Source organism: Anabaena sp. FACHB-595 (genome assembly GCF_048568275.1).
Classification (GTDB): domain Bacteria; phylum Cyanobacteriota; class Cyanobacteriia; order Cyanobacteriales; family Nostocaceae; genus Trichormus.
This window is the reverse complement of sequence record NZ_CP183473.1, coordinates 2,222,874-2,243,944: the sequence shown is the minus strand read 5'-3', so window position 1 is coordinate 2,243,944 and position 21,071 is coordinate 2,222,874. Positions and strand designations below refer to the sequence as shown.

Sequence of the window (21,071 nt, the reverse complement as noted above, 5' to 3'; positions counted from 1 at the left end):
AAGTATATCTTATTAGCTCCCCAGTTATGAAATCACTGAAGAATAAATTGCAATTTTGGAAGTCTGTTCCCCAAGCATCACAAAACAGTCTGGAAATATCATTACCAAAGTCTACTCTATCACCCCTAGAACAACGAGTGGTAGAGGAAATGAACAAAGTACGGACAAATCCCCAAGCATACTTACCAATTTTGCAAAGTTACCGCCAGCGCTTTCAGGGGAACAAAGTTAAGTTGGCTGATTACGTTTATTTGCAAACTCAGGAAGGAGTAAAAGCAGTAGATGAGGCGATCGCTTTTCTCAAGTCAGCCCATCCTGTGGGAACATTAAGCATATCTGCGGGTATGTCTTTGGCTGCAAGAGATCACGTCCAAGACCAGGGTAAAACAGGTGCTACAGGACATTATGGCAGCGATTGCAGCGATCCTTTCACTAGACTTAACCGCTACGGTAATTGGCTAGTTACCGCAGGCGAAAACATTAGCTACGGTTCCAACACCGCCCAAGATATTATTATGCAGTTAATTATTGATGATGGCGTACCGTCGCGCGGTCATCGCACCAATATATTTAACCCTGCGTTTAACATTACAGGAGTAGCCTTTGGGATTCACGCCAGTTACAGACAAATATGTGTGATTACCTATGCAGGCGGTTATACGGACAAATAACCTATTCTGTTTTTAAGTTGCACAATCCATTGGTTAACTGTTAACAGTTAGCAGTTAACAACCCTTATTAGTAGCTATGCTATTTAGACGCGCACTAGCTTAATTCTTGTTTCCCTACTATTCAATGTTGCTTTTGTTTTCAAAAATTAAACTGATGCGCTTGACATTCATATATGCTTATATAACTGTAGAGATATTTAGCTATGTAAAGGAGTCTCATGGTTAATTCGCTGACAACTCCAGAGCCTCAAACGCTGAAGCCAGGTGTTAAAGCACCTGTACAGGAAACATTATTAACACCTCGGTTTTATACTACTGACTTCGATGCGGTGGCGAATTTAGATATTTCCGCCAATGAGACTGAGATTCGCGCAATTGTAGAAGAACTACGTGCTGACTACAACCGCCATCATTTTGTGCGTGATGAGGAATTTAAACAATCCTGGGATCATATTACTGGAGAGAAGCGCCGCGCCTTTATTGACTTTTTGGAGCGTTCTTGCACCTCCGAGTTTTCGGGATTTTTGTTATTTAAGGAATTATCACGCCGCATTAAGTCCCGTAATCCTCTATTAGCGGAAGCTTTTGAATTTATGGCGCGGGATGAGGCTCGCCATGCAGGATTTTTGAATAAATCCATGTCGGATTTAAACCTTTCCCTAGATTTAAATTATTTAACCAAAAATCGTACATATACCTTTTTTCCACCAGAGTGGGTGATTTATACAGTCTACCTATCGGAGAAAATTGGTTACTGGCGCTATATTTTGGTGCATCAACATATGCAGGAACATCCCGAATACCAGTTTTATCCCTTATTCCGCAAGTTTGAAAGCTGGTGTCAGGATGAAAACCGACATGGTGATTTCTTTAAGGCATTGCTGCGATCGCAACCTCAACTATGGAAAAATTGGAAAGCACGGTTGTGGGTGCGGTTTTTTCTGTTGACTGTGTTTGTTACTCATACCATGACTGTATTTGAACGGGCATCATTTTACGAATCCATTGGGATTCATCCCAGAAAATACAACAACAGAGTCATTCAAGAGACAAATAACACCTCAGCCAGAGCATTCCCCCTCATCTTGAATACTAATCACCCGTTATTTTTCTGGCGGTTAGAACAGTGTTGGGAAAATAATTTCAAACTAGCAGCAATTAAAAACAGCAAACTGCCCAATTTCGTAAAATTCTTCCAGAGAATACCACCCGCCACGGCGATTTTCTGGAATATGCTGCGGCTTTTCCTGATTAAACCAATTGATACGGAAGCAACACGGGGGACGGTTCTTTAAGAGGGGTTTAGGGGTTTAGGGGTTTAGGGGTTTAGGGGTTTAGGGGTTTAGGGGTTTAGGGGTCTAGGGGTCTAGGGGTTTAGGGGTTTAGGGATTAAAAACCTTCACACCCTCACACCCTCACACCCTTACACCCTTACACCCTCACACCCTCACACCCTCACACCCCCAAAACTACTGATTTGTCAGAATTAACTCCGGCTGTGTCTCTTCTGGGTCTGGCAAACCGTACATTGAGCGATAGAGTTTGTCGTATTCCTTAGCGGATTTGTACCAGCTGAAGTCTTGACTCATACCGCGTTTTTGTAGTTCTTGCCATTGTGGTTTGTAGCGGAAGCCTTCCCAGGCGCGAATCATGCAGGTAAATAAGTCGAGGGGTTCGTAGCGGTCGAAGCAGTAGCCTGTACCTGCTTCGTTGATGGGGTCGTGGTGGGATACGGTGTCAACCAAGCCTCCAGTGCGGCGGACGATGGGAATGGAACCGTAGCGTAAAGCCATCATTTGACTAATACCGCATGGTTCAAAGCGACTGGGCATCAAAAAGGCATCAGTACCAGCGTAGATGCGGCGAGATAGGGCATCGTTATACAGGAGGTAAGTAGCCATACGACCGGGGTAGCGGGATGCTAATTGCCACATTTGGGTTTCGTAGTAGCGATCGCCTGTTCCCAACAAGACGAACTGAGCATCAGTATAAGCCATAAAGCGATCGAGCATTTGGATGACTAAATCTAAGCCCTTCTGCTCGACTAACCTTGTCACCATGCCAATTAAAAAGGCATTGCTGTTAACTTCTAATCCTACTTCTTCTTGTAAAGCAATTTTGTTGGCTTTGCGTTTATCTAAAGTATCGGCAGTGAACGTTTGAGCAATATATTTATCATTAGCTGGGTCGTAAACTTCCGTATCTATACCGTTAACAATCCCAGATAATTTACCACTGATGAAAGACAGCAAACCTTCTATTTTCTCACCGTAAGCCGGGGTCTTGATTTGCTCGGCGTATGTGGGAGAAACTGTATTTACCCTGTCCGCAAACTGGACAGCCGCCGCCATTGTGTTGTGTCCCTGCATATACCAAGGACACCAAGTAATTTTATCTAAATACCAACGCCAAGGCCCTTGGTAAGCCAGATTGTGGATAGTGAAGACTGTGGTGATATCTGGTGATTGGTTCATCCACACAGGAATCATGCCCGTGTGCCAATCATGACAGTGAATAATGTCGGGTTTCCAGTAATTCCAGCAAAACTCAGCCGCACCATTGGAAAACAAGGTGAAGCGCCAGTCTTCATCATCTCCCGAATAAATCCGCCGGGGGGTAAAGGCTGGATGTCCAAATAAATACAAGGGAACATCAGTACCAGGCAGAACTGCTTCGTGAACTGTAAAGTCCTGAAACATGGCGTATCCCTTCCATATTGGATCTTTGGGAATCTCCATTTTGTCTGGCAAAAAGCCGTAATAGGGCAAGAAGATACGTACATCATGCCCCATTTTTCTCAAGACCTTAGGTAATGCACCGACAACATCACCCATCCCTCCTACTTTTGCAATGGGTGCTGCTTCTGCTGCCACAAATAGAATCCGCATGGTATTTTTTGTTTCCCTGATTCTGCCTATACAGTTATCAGTATCAGTTATCAGTTCTTAATTGTTCACTGTTCACTGACTACTGATTACTTATCTAAACATATATAGTTGACCAATCGATTAAGAACCACGTTGGATCTCTGCAAAGATTGTATTTAAAATCTCTTGCGCTCCTTGTTCACGGAGGAGTTCTGCTAATCTTATACCGATCGCTTCGGCATCACTAGCATTACCAGAAACAGTGTCTTTCACCAAGTTTTGACCGTCTACACTAGCAACTACACCTGTGAGGATTAATTCATTACCATTGATTTCTGTATTTACACCGATGGGTACTTGACAACCGCCTTCTAAACTGCGTAAAAAAGAGCGTTCAGCCAGACAGCGATCGCGTGTTTCGGGGTGTTCAATGGCTTTGAGTACGGTGATTAATTCCGCATCATCGGCACGGCATTCAATCCCTAAAGCGCCTTGTCCGACAGCGTGGAGAGAGATTTCTTTGGGGAGGATTTGGTGGACGCGATCGCCCATACCTAAGCGCTGTAACCCAGCAGCCGCTAAAATTAGACCGTCATACTCACCTGCATCTAGTTTAGCTAACCGTGTATTCAAATTTCCCCGTACATCTTTAAATGTCAAGTGGGGAAATTGGTTGCGTAACTGCGCCAAGCGTCGTAAAGAAGATGTCCCAATTACCGCGCCGGCTGGTAAGGTATCAATTTGCTTATCCTTAAAATTTTCATGCACTACTAGCGCATCTGCCGGGTTTTCCCGTTCTGTAATCGCGGCTAGTGCTAACCCTTCCGGTAAGTTAGTCGGCAAATCTTTCAGGGAATGGACAGCAAAATCAATCTCCTCATTGATCATTCCCACTTCCAGTTCTTTGGTGAATAGTCCTTTATCGCCGATTTTGGCTAATGCTACATCAAGGATTTTGTCGCCTTGGGTAGACATGGTGTGGACTTCAAAATTGATATCAGGGAAACTGTTTTGTAATTGCTCTCTAACCCAGTATGTCTGAACTAGAGCGAGTTGACTTTTACGAGAACCTATACGGATTGTGCGTCTAGCACTGGAAACAACTGAAGTCATAAAACAATATGTCAAACCAGGCGATAATTTCACTCTCATCTAGACTACCGCAGTGGGTGACTCCCTGATTGGTTTCCCCTGATGCAAATTAAGTTTATTTTGGCCTTTCTTTACACTCTTTTACATTATTTAGAATTACTCAACATTTTCTGATTTCTATTGTCAGTTGCTTTTGCTCTGGTTTAATACCCTACCCCTTTATCAGTGGAGTTGTTATAGGTCTGGTTGCAGATATTCTTGTAATTCTTGAGTACGCTGTTGTGTCAGCTTTTCTAAGCAATTCAAATAAACACTAGGGGCAATACTTCCCCCTTCATACTGACTGGATTCAAACTCACAGCTACTATCACGAAACTTAATCCACGCCTGCTGTGCAGCAATTAACTTTTGTTTTCTAGAACGTTGTAACTTTGGTAAAAGTTGTTTGTAGGCTTGGTTTAATTTTTTATCAGCATTTTGATAGGACTGTGTTGAACATTGATTAATTTCGAGTTGAGTTTGAGCATTGTCGCAATTGATGTTTTGAACCAAAAGCATTGGCTTGGCACTCGCCGCAGTGGAAAAAAGCAAAGTACTGCAAGCGAGAATGGGGATGAGTAGTTTCATGATGAATAAAAGGACAGGGGACAGGAGGGAGAGAAATATATTAGGGCATAATTTTTTGCCTGGAAGCACCTTACACCCTTATACCCCTACATTCTCAAACTAGAGTTTTACGGGCAAAGTGTCAGATAAAAAACGTTAACCTACCGCAAGAGGGAAGTGATAATTGCCCAAAAATGCTAGGAATAAGTTGGAGCTTCAGCGAATAGATACGCTGGGTGCAGTGCCATCGCAACTGATCTTCTATTTAATATGAATCGTTCTGCTTGTCTTATTTTTAACCCAGTTGCTGGTCAGGGTGATCCAGAAGTTGATTTAGCAGCAATTCGAGCCATCCTAGAACCAGAAATGGATCTGGATATTTACCTGACAACAGAGGAAATCGGCGCAGATAAACTGGCGCAGGAAGCTGTAGAACGGGGAGTAGAGACAATTATTGCTTCAGGGGGAGATGGTACATTATCTGCTGCGGCTGTGGCTGTGGCTGGGACTGATATTCCCTTGGGAATTATTTCACGAGGTACAGCCAATGCTTTTGCGGTTGCATTAGGAATCCCTGATACAATTGATGCCGCTTGTCGGACAATTTTGCAGGGAGTAACTCGCAATGTAGATGTAGCCTATTGTAATGACCTGCCGATGATTTTGTTGGTAGGTATTGGTTTTGAAGCGGAAACTGTGGAAAGAGCTGACAGGGAATCAAAGAAACGCTTTGGGATTATGGCGTATATCATGGCTGGCTTTCAAGAGTTGAGAGAATTAGAGAGTTTCGATGTAGAAATCGAAACCGAAGACAAAATCATCAAAACTAACGCCTCAGCCGTCACAGTGGCTAATGCTGCGCCTCCTACTTCCGTTTTAGCTCAGGGGCCGGCTGGCATTATTTATGATGATGGCTTACTAGATTTGACAATCGTAGCGCCTAATAGCAAAGCTGGAGCGATCGCTGCTACTTATCATTTGTTTCAGTCTGCTTCTTCAGGAAATGCTGCCGAGCGCGATGATATCGGTTATGTACGAGCAAAACAGTTTAAAATCACCGCAGACCCACCACAAAAGGTAGTGATTGATGGTGAGGTTGTGGGTAAGACACCAGTTGATATTAAATGTTTACCAGCAGCCTTAAAGATTTTTGTTCCGTCAGCACCAGAAGAGGAGCTAGTGGAGAAGCTGGAGGGATTACCCAATTTGACTATTGAACTGAAAGAACCAGCCGAAGATTAGGGGTGTAGGGGAATGTCACGCTTGTAAACGTGAAACTCCTGCTATGACTGGGTGTAGGGGTATGAGGGTGTAGGGGTGTAGGGGTTAGGAGAAGAACATTATTTATGAAGTAACGCCGTGTGCAACTTTCTCTCAAACCTAACCCCCAACCCCTTCCCTGCGAGGGAAGGGGAGCAAGATTCAAAGCCTCTCTCCGCTTCGGGGAGAGGTTTGGAGAGGGGTTTCAAAAATAAGTTGCACATCGCGTGAAGTATCTTGATTTAATTATTAGTTGTGTTTCCCTTACCCCCCTATACCCTTACCCCCTTACACCCAGTCTCAACAGACAACCTCGTTGCGTAAGTCTTAATTAAATATTTAGGAGTAAGTAGTATTGAAATTAGTCTCTGATCCAGCAATACCTAAAAAAATCCGCAAGATGCAGCAACGGGTACGATGGCAAGACCCGTTAATATTGGCACGGAATATTGACCAAACTCGGTTAGAAATTGAGGATGGCAAAACGGGAGATGGGGAATTCTCTTTTTTAGTAGTTGGTGATAGTGGTTCCGGGAAACATAGGGGACACAATCCCCAGCGCCAAGTAGCAGAATTGATGTTACCCCATCATCAGGAATGTGGTTTTCTCCTGCATACTGGCGATGTCATTTATCTGGTGGGGTCTAGTGAATACTACAAGCCAAATTTTATCCAACCCTATCGTGAGTTAATTGTTGGGGGAGAGAATCCCCGACAGATTGCTTACGACAAGATGGTGTTTAAGTTACCGATTCTACCTGTACCGGGGAATCACGATTATTATGAGTTACCCGTTTTATTAAGTTTATTGTCTGTTTCTACTTGGCCGCTTCGCTATTTATTGCGATCGCGTTTAGATATTGATGTTGGTTTCCGTGGTTCGGGTACAGGTGAAGCTTATGCCAAAGCCTTCCTCGATTATCTCAAAGGATTACAACTACCAGGAGATTTACCCCGTCATTTAGATCAACATTACACCGCCAAAACCGACACAGGGCGTTGTTTGGTTTATCAACCAGGAAATTTTACTCGCCTTCCCAATCGTTATTACACTTTTCGCTACAGTGGGATAGATTTTTTTGCTTTAGATTCCAATACATTTAACGATCCAGAGCCTTTACCCGCAACCAGACAAGGCGAGAGCGATCGCGCAACTTTAACCAAGCGCCGGGACGAGTTAGAGCGAGAGAAGATGCAGATGATTGAAACTTCCGCCAAATTAAACCCAGATAACCCCAGCGAAGCGGAACGTTTAGATGATTTGCACTCAAATGTGTCTCAAATTGAGGAAATTATTGTTGATATCGATAAGCAATTAACCACTGATTCCCAACCAGCGCAGACTGACACCGAACAACTAGACTGGCTCAAGCAGAAATTAATTGCATCGTGGAATAATCCAGCAGTGCGGGGAAGGGTAATTTATTTCCATCATCCTCCCTATGTCACTGAGGCGACCAAATGGCTACAATCTCAGACTCTGGCGATTCGCAGCCGCCTACGTGACGTATTGGATGCAGTGGCGCAAGAAATAGGTGACATCAATCAAGGTCGTCCCCTAGTAAATTTAGTATTGAACGGTCATGCTCACTGTTTAGAATATCTGCAAACCTTCGATACCGGACATGGTGATGCGAATGTACACTGGCTTGTCTGCGGTGGGAGTGGCTATAGCCTACGCCGTCAGCGCCAAGAAGGCCCAGATTTAATAGAAGATGGTAAATTGATGGCGCGATCGCATCTCTTCGTTGGTCGCAATGGTCAAGGTTCGCAAAAACACCGTCCCTATTCCTGTTTGCGTATTGATGTGACAGGCGATGAGCAACCGAAATTTATCGTCCGTCCTTTAGTTGCCGAATGGTATCAGCGTCACTGGCACAATTATGAACTTCCGCCTTTAATTATCTGAAAACCCAAAATCCCCATTACCCCTTATCCCCAATCCCCAATCCCCAGTCCCCAGTCCCCAGTCCCCAATCCCCTTTACCGAGAAATCCGATACTGCTGGGCTATGTAATAAAATAGGGGATAGTAATTGGGAAATTCTTGACTGGGGCTTTGTCCTTGCCAGTTATACTTAACTTTGTGTTGCGTCAGCGTTAGCGTCATCGAACTGACAGAATTACTCGCTTCTATCCCTAATATTCCAGTTAACCCTTGAGTTGTTTGAAAGTTATATTTCTCTGAGGTTGGAGATTCTATGAGTTGATTACTCGCCCAAGCTCGAATTTCTACTGAGTTGCTTTTGGGTGATACGAAAACAACTCCATCGGCGTTTGTTGGTGTTGCTAAAGCATTCCAGTTACTGGGATAGGGAAACTCAAAGCCATAGCGGACATTTTTGTAAGTTCTCCATGTGATATCTGTAACGTTGAAAACCGGGGCAGAACAACCGTACAAAATCAACAACAAAGCGATCACTGTACCAATACAAGTAGATTTAGTATAAAAAAATTTTATAAATTCCAGAGTTTTTACTGTCAATGTAGACATAATTCCACATTTCTTAAAAAGTGGAATTATCTGTATATATATGATTTGCGAGATCATTTTAGTCATTTGTCTCTACTTAGAGCTAATTAATAGTTTAGTCTTTTAAATCACTTAGATTAGTCATGATCTTTGTAACAAACCAAGATCAAATGTAAACAAAAGTAACAAAATAGCCGTCAAAGCGTTTTACTGTCTTGACAACTAAGACGGTAGTCGATACCGTTATATACATACCCGGGTAAGGCCATCGAAAAGTTATATGCAAACTAAGCAAAAGGTTACGTTATATCTATCGCCAGAACTGCACAAAAAGCTGAAGATTCGTTCGGCCATTGATTCCGAACCGATGTCTGAACTTGCTGAACGCGCCCTTGATTTCTACCTAACTAACTCTGATTTAGTTGACGAATTGGAGGCGGCTGCTTACGGACGAACTCACAAAGTTTATTCATGTCCTAATTGTGAAAGTTCAGTAGTATTACGTGATGGGGAACTGGTGGCTTTAGGAAACCAACCAGGACTAATTGGTCAAGACCATCTTCCCATTGATGAAATGGCTGAAGCAGAAACCCATCCCAAGGGTGAGGAAGAATTGGTTCCTTGCTAGATAGGAATTAGATAAGGAAGTCATAATTCTGTTGTTGTCACCAACAAAACGATGTCTTTACTGTACTAGGGTCTCAAGAAGGTCGATTTATGAAAGAAGAGCTCAACATTCTCATTCAAGCTCAATACCCACTAATCTACCTTGTGACCTCCGAGGAAGAGCGGGCAGAGCAGGCAATTTCCACAATCGCCCAAGTGTTAAGGCCCCAACGCCGAGTTTTTGTTTGGACAGTAACTCATGGCATCGTGGAGTATGGTCAGCCCCGGAATGTCGGTCAACATAATACTGTTTCGCCAGAGGCAGCAATAGACTGGATCATCCGGCAGAAAGAACCTGGTATATTTATTCTTAAAGATTTACATCCATTTATTGATGCTCCCGCGACTACAAGATCATTACGAGATGCGATCGCCAGCTTCAAGGGTATGCAAAAGAACATCATTTTGATGTCGCCGATGCAGCAAGTACCCATAGAACTGGAAAAAGAAGTAGTCGTTCTAGATTTCCAACTACCAGATATGTCTGAGTTAAACAAAGTTTTAACTCACCACCTAGACCAGAGCCGTGGCAGACGCTTGACCACAGAAGCGCGGGAAAAACTCCTCAGAGCAGCTTTGGGCTTAACCAAAGATGAAGCTGAGAAGGTATATCGCAAAGCGCAAGTAACTACAGGGCGCTTGACCGAAGAAGAAGTAGATATAGTTCTATCTGAGAAAAAGCAACTAATTCGGCGTAATGGCATCTTAGAATACATCGAAGAAGATGAAACCATTGACGCTGTAGGTGGCTTAGAAGAATTAAAAAAATGGCTCAAACAACGCTCGAATGCGTTCACAGAAAGAGCTAGAGAGTATGGCTTACCCCAACCGAAAGGGATGCTAATTTTAGGGGTTCCTGGTTGCGGTAAGTCGTTAATCGCCAAAACAACATCCCGCCTGTGGGGTTTACCACTGTTGCGTTTGGATATGGGGCGAGTTTACGACGGCTCAATGGTGGGGCGAAGTGAAGCTAATCTGCGTAACGCCCTGAAAACAGCAGAATCTATCTCACCAGCCATTCTCTTCATCGATGAACTGGATAAATCCTTTGCTGGTAGTGGAGGTTCTGGTGATTCCGATGGTGGTACATCCAGCCGAATATTTGGTTCTTTCCTCACATGGATGCAGGAGAAAAAATCTCCAGTGTTTGTTATGGCGACAGCCAACCGAGTAGAACGCTTACCTGGGGAATTTTTGAGGAAAGGTCGTTTTGATGAAATTTTCTTTGTGGATCTGCCCACACCTGAAGAAAGGAGTGATATATTCAAGATCCACCTGAGTAAACGCCGTGAAGACATCACCCGGTTTGATTTGGAGCAACTCGCCAAGATGTCTGATGGATTTTCCGGGGCAGAAATTGAACAAGCGTTAGTTGCGGCAATGTACGAAGCCTTTGCCCAAGACCGCGAGTTCACCCAATTAGATATTATTGCTGCGCTTAAAGCTACATTGCCACTGTCTCGCACGATGCAAGAACAGGTAACAGCCCTAAGAGACTGGGCTAGACAGAGGGCAAGACCCGCCGCAGCCTCCGTCGCTGAATACCAGCGCATGGAGTTTTAAAAGCTTTCCCTGCTAACCCAGGGGGAAAGGCTAGCCAACAAAAGCTAGCAGTTACGAGAAAAAAGCCGCTCCCACATTATGCGCGGCTTCCCTGAAAACAAACGTTGTCCTTTTTCTCAATCTTCTCATTGGAGGAAACCCAAATGTCTCACTTTAGCACTCTCCGCACCAAAATCACCGATGCCGAAATCCTCAAAGCTTCCTTGCGCGACCTGGGCATCAGCGTAAAGACTGAAGCTGATGTTCGTGGTTACAATGGTCAGCGCCTTCGCTCCGACATCGTTGCAGTTTTGGACGGCGAATATGATCTAGGTTGGTCTCGCAACAGCGATGGTTCTTTTGACCTAATCGCTGACCTGTGGGGCGTTGCTAAAAAGCACAACCAAACCGAGTTGATCAACTCCATCAACCAAAAATATGCTGTTAACAAAACCTTGGCTGAAGTAAAACAGCGCGGTTTACAAAACGCCAATGTGAAGTTGGTATTGCAATAACAATTTCTCTGCGCGTTCCCAAAGCTGCACGGGTTAACCACATCATAGCGGTTAGCCCGCTTTTTTTATGCCTTTTCTACTCCAGTAAATTCCAAAAGTAACCATCTGGTGCAATGAAAGAGAAACTTTTCTCTCGAAATTCATTTTCAATAATGCTGGTAAACTTTTGTACATGACTGGACTTGATGCGATCGCTATATGTTGCCAATCCTCGCACGCGGTAAGTGTAAAGAGACATTCCCAAGCTACCAGGCTGGGCGGCTTCAAAGCGTGACTCTAAATTCATGGCTTCGGGAAAGCGAATAACATAAAGTCTGCCACTACGTGCGGCCATCAAGTCAGACTGAGAAGAACGGGGGTCATCAAAGGTAGTGACAATAAACTTCTCCCCTGGTTTCAGGTCAAATAAATCCCGACCGGCTGGTGAAGATTCATAACTAGTTTCTACATCATCACGCACACGCAACAAACCCAAAACCTCTTCATAAAATTTCAGGCTTTCCTTGCTGTCATCCTGAACAATAATTCCGATATGGGTAAACTGGCTAGACTTAAATGTGCTAGCTTGGTTAATTTCTCCGTAATGGGGCAGAGTATAGCCAAATCGTTGGAACAATACCTGACGAGTCAAGGGTTGCAAGAGTAGCATTTCTCTTACTCCCACAGCTTGATCAACAAAAGGACGACTTTTTCTCTCTTTGTTATAAATTACTTCCCAATAAGGGTAACTATATCTCACAGCCCAACCGGAGGATTTTGCATCTTCTGCATGATTTAAGACAGTTAATATATCAGCAGTTAAGCTAGTAGCCCAACGATTACCCTTAATTTTCATGGAAGATAAACCCAAACCTGGATTTGTGGGGCTTTGCCAAACCATCAACCGAATCAAACCATGATCTGCATTTTGGTGATACAGGCGAATCGATCGCAAACCAGAGTTTACCCCATACAATTGATAGGCCAAGGCCTGGGGTAATTCACCAACTTGACCAATCCGATAGCCAAATTGCTCCCAATATTGAATCGCAAAAATGGGATCGGGAACGCCTATACATACTTCATATATACCAGCGATCGCCAAAGGCGGGGCGTAGCCCATCGCTGTTTCTTGCCCCTGAGTCATGCCAAATTCACATTGATCTTGCCTAGACTAGTCTACACTTTAGGAAATGGATGATGTCTGTATCAAGCTAGAAAGGCGGTTTAAATCTTGTAAGACAGTAGTAGCAGATTGGTAGCGATCGCTAAAATGATAACGCACCATCTTATCTAAAATTAGTGCTAGTTCTTCGCTAACTGTGGCATGACTGCGCCACATCACATTTCCCGTTTCCGGGTCTGGTGGGAGTTCTTGGGGTGGTATTCCCGTGAGTGCTTGAATCCCCATCATCCCCACAGCGTAAATATCACTAGCCAAACGAGGATGTCCTGCAAATTGTTCTGGTGGTGCATAGCCACGCGTTCCAATAGCGACTGTAGCTAATTCTGTTGTTTGATCAGTTGGCGGCTGCATCAACTTGACTGCACCAAAATCAATTAAAACTAAGCGATTATCTTCCGCCGACCTAATAATATTAGTTGGTTTGACATCTCGATGAATTACCCGATGTTCATGTACAAATGCCAAAACCTCTAAAACTCCTTTGAGCATTTCTACAACAAAAGCTTCACTCTGTAAACCTGCGACAGGTGGTAATTCCTCATGCAAAGTATGCCCAGCAATATACTGTTCTACTAAGTAAAATTCTTCATTCACTTCAAAATAAGCCAGCAGTGCCGGAATTTGCTGATGCTGACCCAAAGATTCTAAAATTTCTGCTTCTGTAATGAACAAACGCCGCGCCACTTGCAAAAACTTTGTATCCTTGCGTGCTGGCATTAACTTTTTGACCACACAAGTAGGATTCCCTGGTCTTTGAGTATCTTGTGCTAGATATGTGCGACCAAATCCACCAGCACCAAGTACACTGGAGATCGAATAACGACCACCCAATAACAAATCATCAGCATTTTTTCTGGGTGTGATCACAGCAGAATCATGGTAAGGGTATTGGTCATAGAACGCTGTAGTATCTGCTATTGCTGTCGCTTCGTTCAAGAGAATATTTAACTGCTCAATTACCTCTTGTTGTTTCTCCACTTGCAACATGATTACCTTAGTTTGTTGTTGAGTGCGGTAAGTCCTATAAGTCATCACACTCACCCCACTCATAACTAAAGTTAAAGCTGGTGGAATTAAAGGTATCCACCCAGCTTGCAGAAATAAACCAGCGCAAATTACTACCAAACCCGTTAAGGCTATACCCACAACTAGGACGACTAGTAAAGGATGCTTTAGCCGCCATGCCAAAATGCCACCCACTAATGACCAAGCCCACAGCCAAAGCAGTTCAGCCCAGTCAGGCCAGTACCACATCAGAGGTCGCCTATCCAATACCGCACTGAGTAGCTGGCTAGTGATCTGTGTATGTATAAAAACTGATGGGGTTCTGGTTGGTTGCCCTTTTGCTGCACTATAAGGTGTATATAAACCTGGATGAATACTAGATGCAGTCGTGCCAATAATTACCAAACGGTCTTTGACCAAGTTAGGGTTAACTTGGTTGTTTAAAACTTCTGTCAGGGTGAATGTTTGAGCTAAATGATCAGGATGACGATAATTGAGTAATATTTGATAACCTTTAGCATCCACACCTTTGTAACTACCAGAATTAGGTGTCAGGATGGGAAAGATGGTTTTATCAAGATAAAATTGATGTTTTTTAAAATCTACGTGAATACCTGTTTGCTCTAGGTAAGTAATTGCGGCTAAAGCTGCTATGGAGAATTGTGTCGCACATTTACTATCATTGGCTTCAGAAAACACCAAAGCACGGCGGACAACTTGGTCTGACTCAATATCAGAAATTACATCGTTATAGCCGATATTCTCCGGCGGGAAATTTGGCGGGGGTGGTATTTCTGACCGACCCATACTGCTTGATAAGCAGGCGCTGATAATATTGGTGGGATTTTCCAGCCCCATCCCTAGATTTTTCTGTTCTGGTCGGTAAAGATTGAGAGCAATAACACGGGGTTGATAGGATGCAAGTTTAGCTAACAATCGATTGATGGTATCATCAGCTAAAGTCCAACTTTTTTTTGCTAAATCCTCTTCAGTAATTGTAACTAGTAAAATTCGGGAATCAGGTGGTTCTGCTGGACGCGATCGCAACATCTGATCATAGGCTTTCAATTCCCAAGATTGTAACCATTTCAGTTCCCTAACTCCCCACACCAAAGCCGTGACTCCCAAACTAGTGACTAAAATTATTTGCCACCAGTTATTGTTAACAGCAGTGTCACGGTAACTTTTATCCTTTATAAAAGCAGCACGGAGTTTGTTTGATATTCCAATAATCACAGGATTGGGGCAGTAGCCAAAATTTTGTTACAAGCTGACCAACTAAAGCTTTCTTTAATTTAGCAAGTTACTGGCTACAGGCGATCGATAGTCATTAGTTATTAATCATTAATCAACTGCTATTCCTCATCTCCCCCATTTTACTACCTACACCCCTTCATCTTCTTCAACCAAATTAGGAACTGGGGAGGGTAAATTTAACTGAGGTTCTTCAAGTGAAGCATTAATGGTTACATCAGTGAAATAGTAGCCAATAATCTTGTCATAGTTGGAAGCAACGGCCAAGAAAGCCCCACCAAGTATGTAAATGGGTAATGGTAGGGCAAATCCTTTCACCCAATCAAATAACTCTGCTAGGGCAAACAAAACCACAAAACAAGCAAGCCAAACCCTCATTCTTCCATCCTCCGTGCAAGCATCTCTACTAATAGGGTAAATAGCTTGCATGATACTTGATGTTCAATTTAACCACAACTGCTCGATATTATTTAACAATTGCTGACTGTTGACAAGTCAACAACGGTTGAGCCGATCGCAATACTGCATCCAGTAAACCAGGAAACAAAGTCTCTAAGTCTTCACGCCGCAATCTATTGATGTGTTGTGTCCCTTCTTTACGGGTCAGAACTACTCCTGATTCTCGTAAAATTTTGAAGTGGTTAGACATAGTGGATTTGGCGATCGCAAAATCAAACTCAGCACAACATTGTTCCCCCTTGCTTGCTAACAATCGCACAATCTCCAATCGCGCTGGATCACCTAAGGCATACAGCACTCCTGGTAAAGAAATATCTTTTCGGTCTGGATGATACAGAAATCTCATAGTTGCATTATCTCTGAAAATAAATTATATTTTTATTATTCGATAATATCGAATAAACGAATTAAGGGGCAAGTAATATGTCATCCATTACAAATGTTACAGAAGCCACATTCAAGCAAGAAGTTCTGGATAGCAACGTTCCAGTTCTAGTGGACTTTTGGGCCCCTTGGTGTGGCCCTTGTCGGATGGTAGCGCCGGTTGTGGATGAAGTTGCTAGCGAATACGAAGGACTAGTGAAAGTGGTAAAACTGAATACAGATCAAAATCCCACTGTTGCCAGTCATTACGGAATTCGTAGCATTCCTACACTAATGGTTTTTAAGGGTGGAAGGCAAGTTAATACAGTTGTAGGGGCTGTTTCCAAGACCACATTGACTAAGACTTTAACACAGCATATTCAAGAAGCGTAACCCGCATTTCTCACAAGCTTTAGGTGTCTGATGAAGCAGAGAGGCAAAGGGGAAATAACCTGTATAAGAACTCTCCTCTGCTCCCTGTTTCTATCTCTCAAGTATCCACATCCCAATTACGAGAAACTGAGATTATGTCTACCAACATCAACCTATTCTCTTCCTACCAATTGGGAGAACTAGAATTACCCAACCGGATAGTGATGGCTCCTTTAACCAGACAAAGAGCTGGTGAGGGAAATGTACCGCATCAACTTAATGCTATCTACTATGGTCAACGTGCTTCAGCAGGATTAATTATTGCCGAAGCTACCCAGGTGACACCCCAAGGACAAGGGTATCCCCATACACCAGGCATCCATTCCCCAGAACAAGTAGCAGGGTGGAAACTAGTAACTGATACTGTACATCAACAAGGGGGCAGAATTTTTCTGCAACTGTGGCACGTCGGCAGAATATCTCACCCTGACTTGCAGCCAGATGGGGGATTACCTGTAGCACCTTCAGCCATTGCGCCTAAAGGTGAGGTATTAACTTATGAAGGCAAGAAACCTTATGTTACGCCTCGTGCTTTGGACACATCAGAAATTCCCGCTATTGTCGAACAATATCGCCAAGGGGCTGCAAACGCCCTAGCGGCTGGGTTTGATGGTGTAGAAATTCATGCTGCCAATGGTTATTTAATCGACCAGTTTCTTAGAGATGGGACGAATCAACGTACAGACGAGTATGGGGGTGCGATTGAGAATCGCGCCCGACTTTTATTAGAAGTAACCGAGGCGATAACAAGTGTGTGGGATTCCCAAAGGGTAGGAGTCAGACTATCGCCTAGTGGGACATTTAACGATATCCGTGACTCTCATCCTTTAGAAACATTTGGTTACGTAGCTCAAGCACTGAACCGCTTCAACTTATCCTATTTACATATCTTTGAAGCTATAGACGCAGACATTAGACATGGTGGCACAGTTGTACCTACTAGCCATCTACGCGATCGCTTTACAGGTACACTCATTGTTAATGGTGGTTATACCCGTGAAAAAGGCGATACTGTCATAGCCAACAAAGCAGCAGATTTAGTTGCCTTTGGGACGCTGTTTATCTCCAATCCTGATTTACCTGAACGCCTAGAGGTGAACGCACCACTCAATCAGGCAGACCCCACAACCTTTTATGGTGGTGGTGAAAAAGGCTATACAGATTATCCATTTTTAGCAGTTGCTAATAAGTAAGAGGTTGTAACCATAGGCTAGGCAGTCTCAATGAGACTTGTTTCATGGACACAGAGGAAAGACATCTTTTCTCTACACCCCTACACCCTGTTTCCAACATTGCATCATCAATCATAAGGGAGAATCTCATGAGTACCATCACCCAAATTCAACCGCTAGATGTACCTAGCGCTATAGTCCAGCGTCGCTCGATTAAAACTTTTAAAACAGACCCCATTGCCCCAGAATTACTGAAACAACTAGTAGACTTGACTGTAGCCGCACCCAGTAGCTTTAATATTCAAGATTGGCGAATTATTTTGGTGCAAGATGAGGCGCAAAAAGCAGCCCTTTGTGCCGCCTCTTGGAACCAAAAACAAATTATCGAAGCACCTGTAACTTTTGTTTTCGCTGCCGATTCCAGCGTAGGTGAAGGAGACTTAACCCCGGTTTTTGAAACAGCATTGGCCACTGGGGCTTGGAATGAAGGGACTGTGAATTATTTTAAAAATGCTATTCCCCAATTTCAAGCAGGACTGGGAGATAAGCGCCGGGAATATGCGATTAAGGATGCAATTATTGCTGCTACCCATTTGGTATTAGCAGCAGAAAGTTTAGGCTTATCCACCTGCTTTATGAATGGCTGGATTGAAGACCAAGTAAAAGAAGTAATTGGTGCGACGGATAATTCTGATTTAGCGATCGCTGTCTTAGTTCCTGTAGGCTATGCAGCAGAACCTCGCTTAAATCCAGGTCGTCTGCCATTGTCTAGCAACGTCTCTGTAGACAGAATTGATAATCCCTATGTAGGTTAGGGAGTAGGGAGGGGGGAAATCTTTGAGTAAGTTCTCCCCTCTGTTCCTTGCTCTCCTCAGCGAGTGGCTGTGCTTTTGCAGATGCGATCGCTTTTATATGGCGTACAGTCCTCTTTAATTACGAATTACGAACTACAAATTACGAATTATTCCCTTGTTGTATCCTCAAACTGTTGCGTAATTTGTATTTTTATATGTCTTCTAGCCACAAACTGCGGCAGTTACTTGCAAATCCTGAAATTATTGTAATTCCTGGTATCTACGATTGCCTGAGTGCCAAACTGGCTGAAAATATTGGTTTTGATGTGGTGGCTACCAGTGGTTTTGGTATTGCTGCATCTACTTTGGGTTTGCCAGATTACGGTTTTCTTACAGCTACAGAAGCGCTTTATAGTGTGGGGCGTATTGCTCAGTCCGTGAGTGTTCCTCTCATTGCCGATTTAGATACTGGCTATGGCAATGCTTTAAATGTGATGCGGACTATCAAGGATGCTGTGCAGTTGGGTGTGGCGGGCGTATTGTTAGAAGACCAAGAATGGCCGAAAAAGTGCGGACATTTTGAAGGGAAGCGAGTTATACCCACATCTGAACACGCTGGCAAAATTCGTGCAGCAGTAGAGGCGCGGGGTGATAGTGGTTTAGTCATTATTGCGCGTACCGATGCCCGTGGCCCACTGGGTTTAGAGGAAGCGATCGCCCGTGGTCATGCTTACATTGAGGCAGGCGCAGATATACTATTTGTGGAAGCTCCCCAGTCTGTGGCAGAATTAAAGGCGATCGCCTCAGCTTTCCCTCACACACCCCTAGTAGCCAATATTGTTGAAGGCGGCAAAACTCCCCCACTATCTGCATCAGAACTACAAGATTTAGGCTTTAAAATCGTGTTTTTCCCCCTTACTGGTTTATTGGCAGTAACGCAAACTTTAACAGCTTGCTTAAGTCATATTAAAGAACAGGGAAGCACAGCTAATTTTACTGACATAGTGAACTTTCAAGATTTTCAAGCCCTTGTCGGCGTTCCCCAATTTCTGCAAATGGAACAAAAGTTTAAATCGTAAGTCAAATAATTCTCATTTCCCGACTATGGCAAGATTAGCTAGGATCAGCATCTTGCCTTTGTGTTCAATTAACCTGCCATCTCAAAAGATTACCTTGAGTGGAGTAACATTCAAGCAACAAAACCCAGTAGTACCGAGGTTTTGTGATGTTTTCCCATATCTGAACTGAAGCGTATTGCCTTATACCCCTATACCCTTATACCCTTACACCCCTTTTACCCACTGTTAATTTTCAATTTTTTCCTCTAAATTGTGGGTACTCTATTAAATAAGTCTTATTTTTAGGTCTTTCTGCTCTATTTAACTTACCGTGACACTTTCAGAGGAAAGCGTCCGTCTATTTTATGTAAGACATCTATTAAAGTTATAAATTTGACCAAAAACTTCCCTGATAATTCCAGCATGAGCATGAAATAGCGAATATCAATTAAGTATCCGAAAGATTTTTTATGCTTTTAAAACTAGCCAAAAAAAGTACTATCCTTCGCTGCTGTACTTACTTATGTATTACTTTAGCCTCTTTAATTGCAGTCCTCAGTACAAATACTAGTGCCTTAACTCAAGTAGCAGGTAATTCGCAAATTCCCCAAAAACCTATAGCTATTCCTATTCCAACTCTTAGTACTAACTTGATTTGGCCTACGCAAGGATATATTTCCCAAGGCTTTCGCAAATATCAACATGAAGGAATTGATATTGCAGCCCCATCGGGAACACCAATTTTCGCGGCGGCGACTGGGAAAGTAGTCAAAGTCGGATGGGATGAATGGGGACTAGGTAATGCTATCGAAATCAAACATCCTAATGGTAGCGTCACTGTTTACGGACATAATCGCCGTTTGTTAGTCAGCAAAGGTCAACAGGTGAAACAAGGACAAATCATCGCGGAAATGGGGTCTACAGGTAATAGTACCGCACCACATTTACACTTTGAATATTATCCCAATGGGAAAGTAGCCGTTAACCCCATGACTGTTTTAACATCTTCTACCGCCAGCAAAATTTCCTCACAACCTGTTGCTAGTAATACAGCTAAAGTTAATCAAGCTAGGCGAGTACAGGAAAATCCCCCAACCAAACCTGAAAATAATTCTTCCCCCACTCCCTCCATACCAATCCCCATAGAACAGCCAGTCTCACCCGCGCAAAACATTCCCGTAGCGTTTGCACCGATAGTTACTGATACGAGATGCAGTGGTTTGACGATACTTGAAGGTGAGACAACAAATATACTAGTCCGAGTCTGCAACGAAAATGGGCAGTTGTTTTATATTGGTGAGTTGAAACAAAATCCAAACCAGCCCGTCAAAATACCAGCCTGGAGTATCGGTAAAAATAGATATCAGGCAGATAATGGTAGTTTCTCTTACGTAGTTAGTCCGGAACAAGTGGAAATTTGGCGTAATGGTAGTCAGATACGTACCGATAGTTTTTATACTTCTAATAAATAAAAAAATCAGGTTAACTATGAGTACAAAGATGAGCATTTGCTGATATTTCTTTAAATTTCATCAATGATGAAAAATGTGCCGACAATTGTTTTTATAAATTTTCTTACTTTTTGCTGATACATAAAGGGAAAACACTCTATGATCAGTAGTATAAAGTACACAAATCTGGTATTTATTGTCATCTTTTAGCTGTTAGACATAAGGTG

Annotated in this window: 20 protein-coding genes; 12 read left to right on the top strand and 8 right to left on the bottom strand. The window is 43.2% G+C overall.

The window, feature by feature from the left end; translation table 11 throughout:
• The first annotated feature begins 26 nt into the window (after positions 1 to 26).
• Complete coding sequence (locus ACN222_RS09330; RefSeq protein ID WP_010996045.1) at positions 27 to 671, top strand: CAP domain-containing protein; 645 nt, start codon at positions 27 to 29, stop codon at positions 669 to 671.
• A 218-nt stretch (positions 672 to 889) separates the two neighbouring features.
• On the top strand, positions 890 to 1,966 hold the full coding sequence (gene acsF, locus ACN222_RS09325) for a magnesium-protoporphyrin IX monomethyl ester (oxidative) cyclase (RefSeq protein ID WP_010996044.1): 1,077 nt from the start codon (positions 890 to 892) through the stop codon (positions 1,964 to 1,966).
• A 174-nt stretch (positions 1,967 to 2,140) separates the two neighbouring features.
• Here acsF and glgA read toward each other — a convergent pair whose 3' ends face one another.
• The 3 genes from glgA to ACN222_RS09310 form a co-directional block, all read right to left on the bottom strand.
• Positions 2,141 to 3,559 carry a glycogen synthase GlgA gene (gene glgA / locus ACN222_RS09320; protein ID WP_010996043.1) on the bottom strand — a complete coding sequence of 473 codons (1,419 nt, stop codon included), beginning with the start codon at positions 3,557 to 3,559 and terminating at the stop codon, positions 2,141 to 2,143.
• A gap of 120 nt (positions 3,560 to 3,679) precedes the next feature.
• Positions 3,680 to 4,651: a hydroxymethylbilane synthase gene (gene hemC / locus ACN222_RS09315; protein WP_044522887.1), complete on the bottom strand. Its 972-nt coding sequence runs from the start codon at positions 4,649 to 4,651 to the stop codon at positions 3,680 to 3,682.
• 213 nt (positions 4,652 to 4,864) lie between these two features.
• On the bottom strand, positions 4,865 to 5,257 hold the full coding sequence (locus ACN222_RS09310) for a lysozyme inhibitor LprI family protein (RefSeq protein ID WP_044521112.1): 393 nt from the start codon (positions 5,255 to 5,257) through the stop codon (positions 4,865 to 4,867).
• Between the two features lie 249 nt (positions 5,258 to 5,506).
• On the opposite strand from ACN222_RS09310, the gene ACN222_RS09305 reads away from it, so the two are divergent.
• Positions 5,507 to 6,478 carry a YegS/Rv2252/BmrU family lipid kinase gene (locus tag ACN222_RS09305; RefSeq protein WP_010996040.1) on the top strand — a complete coding sequence of 324 codons (972 nt, stop codon included), beginning with the start codon at positions 5,507 to 5,509 and terminating at the stop codon, positions 6,476 to 6,478.
• A 373-nt stretch (positions 6,479 to 6,851) separates the two neighbouring features.
• Positions 6,852 to 8,405: a metallophosphoesterase family protein gene (locus ACN222_RS09300; protein WP_044521110.1), complete on the top strand. Its 1,554-nt coding sequence runs from the start codon at positions 6,852 to 6,854 to the stop codon at positions 8,403 to 8,405.
• Positions 8,406 to 8,479: 74 nt separating this feature from the next.
• Here ACN222_RS09300 and ACN222_RS09295 read toward each other — a convergent pair whose 3' ends face one another.
• A complete protein-coding gene (locus ACN222_RS09295; protein WP_010996038.1) occupies positions 8,480 to 9,055 on the bottom strand; it encodes a hypothetical protein in 576 nt (191 codons plus the stop codon).
• 193 nt (positions 9,056 to 9,248) lie between these two features.
• Between ACN222_RS09295 and ACN222_RS09290 the strand changes: the two genes are divergently transcribed.
• The 3 genes from ACN222_RS09290 (at position 9,249) to ACN222_RS09280 (ending at position 11,691) form a co-directional block, all read left to right on the top strand.
• Positions 9,249 to 9,596 (top strand): hypothetical protein, encoded by a 348-nt coding sequence (locus tag ACN222_RS09290; RefSeq protein WP_010996037.1) that lies wholly within the window; start codon positions 9,249 to 9,251, stop codon positions 9,594 to 9,596.
• A gap of 89 nt (positions 9,597 to 9,685) precedes the next feature.
• Positions 9,686 to 11,197, top strand: a complete 1,512-nt coding sequence (locus ACN222_RS09285) for an AAA family ATPase (RefSeq protein WP_010996036.1) — start codon at positions 9,686 to 9,688, stop codon at positions 11,195 to 11,197.
• Positions 11,198 to 11,340: 143 nt separating this feature from the next.
• Positions 11,341 to 11,691, top strand: coding sequence for a DUF1257 domain-containing protein (locus ACN222_RS09280; protein ID WP_010996035.1), 351 nt, complete (start codon positions 11,341 to 11,343; stop codon positions 11,689 to 11,691).
• Positions 11,692 to 11,767: 76 nt separating this feature from the next.
• Here the strand turns inward: ACN222_RS09280 and ACN222_RS09275 are convergent, their stop codons facing one another.
• The 4 genes from ACN222_RS09275 to ACN222_RS09260 form a co-directional block, all read right to left on the bottom strand.
• Positions 11,768 to 12,817 (bottom strand): VOC family protein, encoded by a 1,050-nt coding sequence (locus ACN222_RS09275; RefSeq protein ID WP_010996034.1) that lies wholly within the window; start codon positions 12,815 to 12,817, stop codon positions 11,768 to 11,770.
• A gap of 39 nt (positions 12,818 to 12,856) precedes the next feature.
• Positions 12,857 to 15,097 carry a CHASE2 domain-containing protein gene (locus tag ACN222_RS09270; RefSeq protein ID WP_010996033.1) on the bottom strand — a complete coding sequence of 747 codons (2,241 nt, stop codon included), beginning with the start codon at positions 15,095 to 15,097 and terminating at the stop codon, positions 12,857 to 12,859.
• 147 nt (positions 15,098 to 15,244) lie between these two features.
• Positions 15,245 to 15,493 (bottom strand): hypothetical protein, encoded by a 249-nt coding sequence (locus ACN222_RS09265; protein WP_044522883.1) that lies wholly within the window; start codon positions 15,491 to 15,493, stop codon positions 15,245 to 15,247.
• An 88-nt stretch (positions 15,494 to 15,581) separates the two neighbouring features.
• Complete coding sequence (locus ACN222_RS09260; protein WP_010996031.1) at positions 15,582 to 15,920, bottom strand: ArsR/SmtB family transcription factor; 339 nt, start codon at positions 15,918 to 15,920, stop codon at positions 15,582 to 15,584.
• A gap of 77 nt (positions 15,921 to 15,997) precedes the next feature.
• Between ACN222_RS09260 and trxA the strand changes: the two genes are divergently transcribed.
• From trxA to ACN222_RS09235, 5 genes are all read left to right on the top strand, one after another.
• Positions 15,998 to 16,330 carry a thioredoxin gene (trxA, locus tag ACN222_RS09255; protein ID WP_010996030.1) on the top strand — a complete coding sequence of 111 codons (333 nt, stop codon included), beginning with the start codon at positions 15,998 to 16,000 and terminating at the stop codon, positions 16,328 to 16,330.
• A 134-nt stretch (positions 16,331 to 16,464) separates the two neighbouring features.
• Positions 16,465 to 17,562 carry an alkene reductase gene (locus ACN222_RS09250; RefSeq protein WP_044521106.1) on the top strand — a complete coding sequence of 366 codons (1,098 nt, stop codon included), beginning with the start codon at positions 16,465 to 16,467 and terminating at the stop codon, positions 17,560 to 17,562.
• Between the two features lie 128 nt (positions 17,563 to 17,690).
• A complete protein-coding gene (locus tag ACN222_RS09245) occupies positions 17,691 to 18,356 on the top strand; it encodes a nitroreductase family protein (RefSeq protein WP_044521105.1) in 666 nt (221 codons plus the stop codon).
• Positions 18,357 to 18,550: 194 nt separating this feature from the next.
• Positions 18,551 to 19,414 (top strand): isocitrate lyase/PEP mutase family protein, encoded by an 864-nt coding sequence (locus ACN222_RS09240; RefSeq protein ID WP_010996027.1) that lies wholly within the window; start codon positions 18,551 to 18,553, stop codon positions 19,412 to 19,414.
• A gap of 449 nt (positions 19,415 to 19,863) precedes the next feature.
• Positions 19,864 to 20,865, top strand: coding sequence for a M23 family metallopeptidase (locus tag ACN222_RS09235; RefSeq protein WP_010996026.1), 1,002 nt, complete (start codon positions 19,864 to 19,866; stop codon positions 20,863 to 20,865).
• Positions 20,866 to 21,071: the final 206 nt, after the last annotated feature.

Coding starts and splice junctions, on each gene's coding strand:
- ACN222_RS09330 (WP_010996045.1), top strand. CDS start 27: ATGAAATCACTGAAGAATAAATTGCAATTTTGGAAGTCTGTTCCCCAA.
- acsF (WP_010996044.1), top strand. CDS start 890: ATGGTTAATTCGCTGACAACTCCAGAGCCTCAAACGCTGAAGCCAGGT.
- glgA (WP_010996043.1), bottom strand. CDS start 3,559: ATGCGGATTCTATTTGTGGCAGCAGAAGCAGCACCCATTGCAAAAGTA.
- hemC (WP_044522887.1), bottom strand. CDS start 4,651: ATGACTTCAGTTGTTTCCAGTGCTAGACGCACAATCCGTATAGGTTCT.
- ACN222_RS09310 (WP_044521112.1), bottom strand. CDS start 5,257: ATGAAACTACTCATCCCCATTCTCGCTTGCAGTACTTTGCTTTTTTCC.
- ACN222_RS09305 (WP_010996040.1), top strand. CDS start 5,507: ATGAATCGTTCTGCTTGTCTTATTTTTAACCCAGTTGCTGGTCAGGGT.
- ACN222_RS09295 (WP_010996038.1), bottom strand. CDS start 9,055: ATGACTAAAATGATCTCGCAAATCATATATATACAGATAATTCCACTT.
- ACN222_RS09290 (WP_010996037.1), top strand. CDS start 9,249: ATGCAAACTAAGCAAAAGGTTACGTTATATCTATCGCCAGAACTGCAC.
- ACN222_RS09285 (WP_010996036.1), top strand. CDS start 9,686: ATGAAAGAAGAGCTCAACATTCTCATTCAAGCTCAATACCCACTAATC.
- ACN222_RS09280 (WP_010996035.1), top strand. CDS start 11,341: ATGTCTCACTTTAGCACTCTCCGCACCAAAATCACCGATGCCGAAATC.
- ACN222_RS09275 (WP_010996034.1), bottom strand. CDS start 12,817: ATGACTCAGGGGCAAGAAACAGCGATGGGCTACGCCCCGCCTTTGGCG.
- ACN222_RS09265 (WP_044522883.1), bottom strand. CDS start 15,493: ATGAGGGTTTGGCTTGCTTGTTTTGTGGTTTTGTTTGCCCTAGCAGAG.
- ACN222_RS09260 (WP_010996031.1), bottom strand. CDS start 15,920: ATGAGATTTCTGTATCATCCAGACCGAAAAGATATTTCTTTACCAGGA.
- trxA (WP_010996030.1), top strand. CDS start 15,998: ATGTCATCCATTACAAATGTTACAGAAGCCACATTCAAGCAAGAAGTT.
- ACN222_RS09250 (WP_044521106.1), top strand. CDS start 16,465: ATGTCTACCAACATCAACCTATTCTCTTCCTACCAATTGGGAGAACTA.
- ACN222_RS09245 (WP_044521105.1), top strand. CDS start 17,691: ATGAGTACCATCACCCAAATTCAACCGCTAGATGTACCTAGCGCTATA.
- ACN222_RS09240 (WP_010996027.1), top strand. CDS start 18,551: ATGTCTTCTAGCCACAAACTGCGGCAGTTACTTGCAAATCCTGAAATT.
- ACN222_RS09235 (WP_010996026.1), top strand. CDS start 19,864: ATGCTTTTAAAACTAGCCAAAAAAAGTACTATCCTTCGCTGCTGTACT.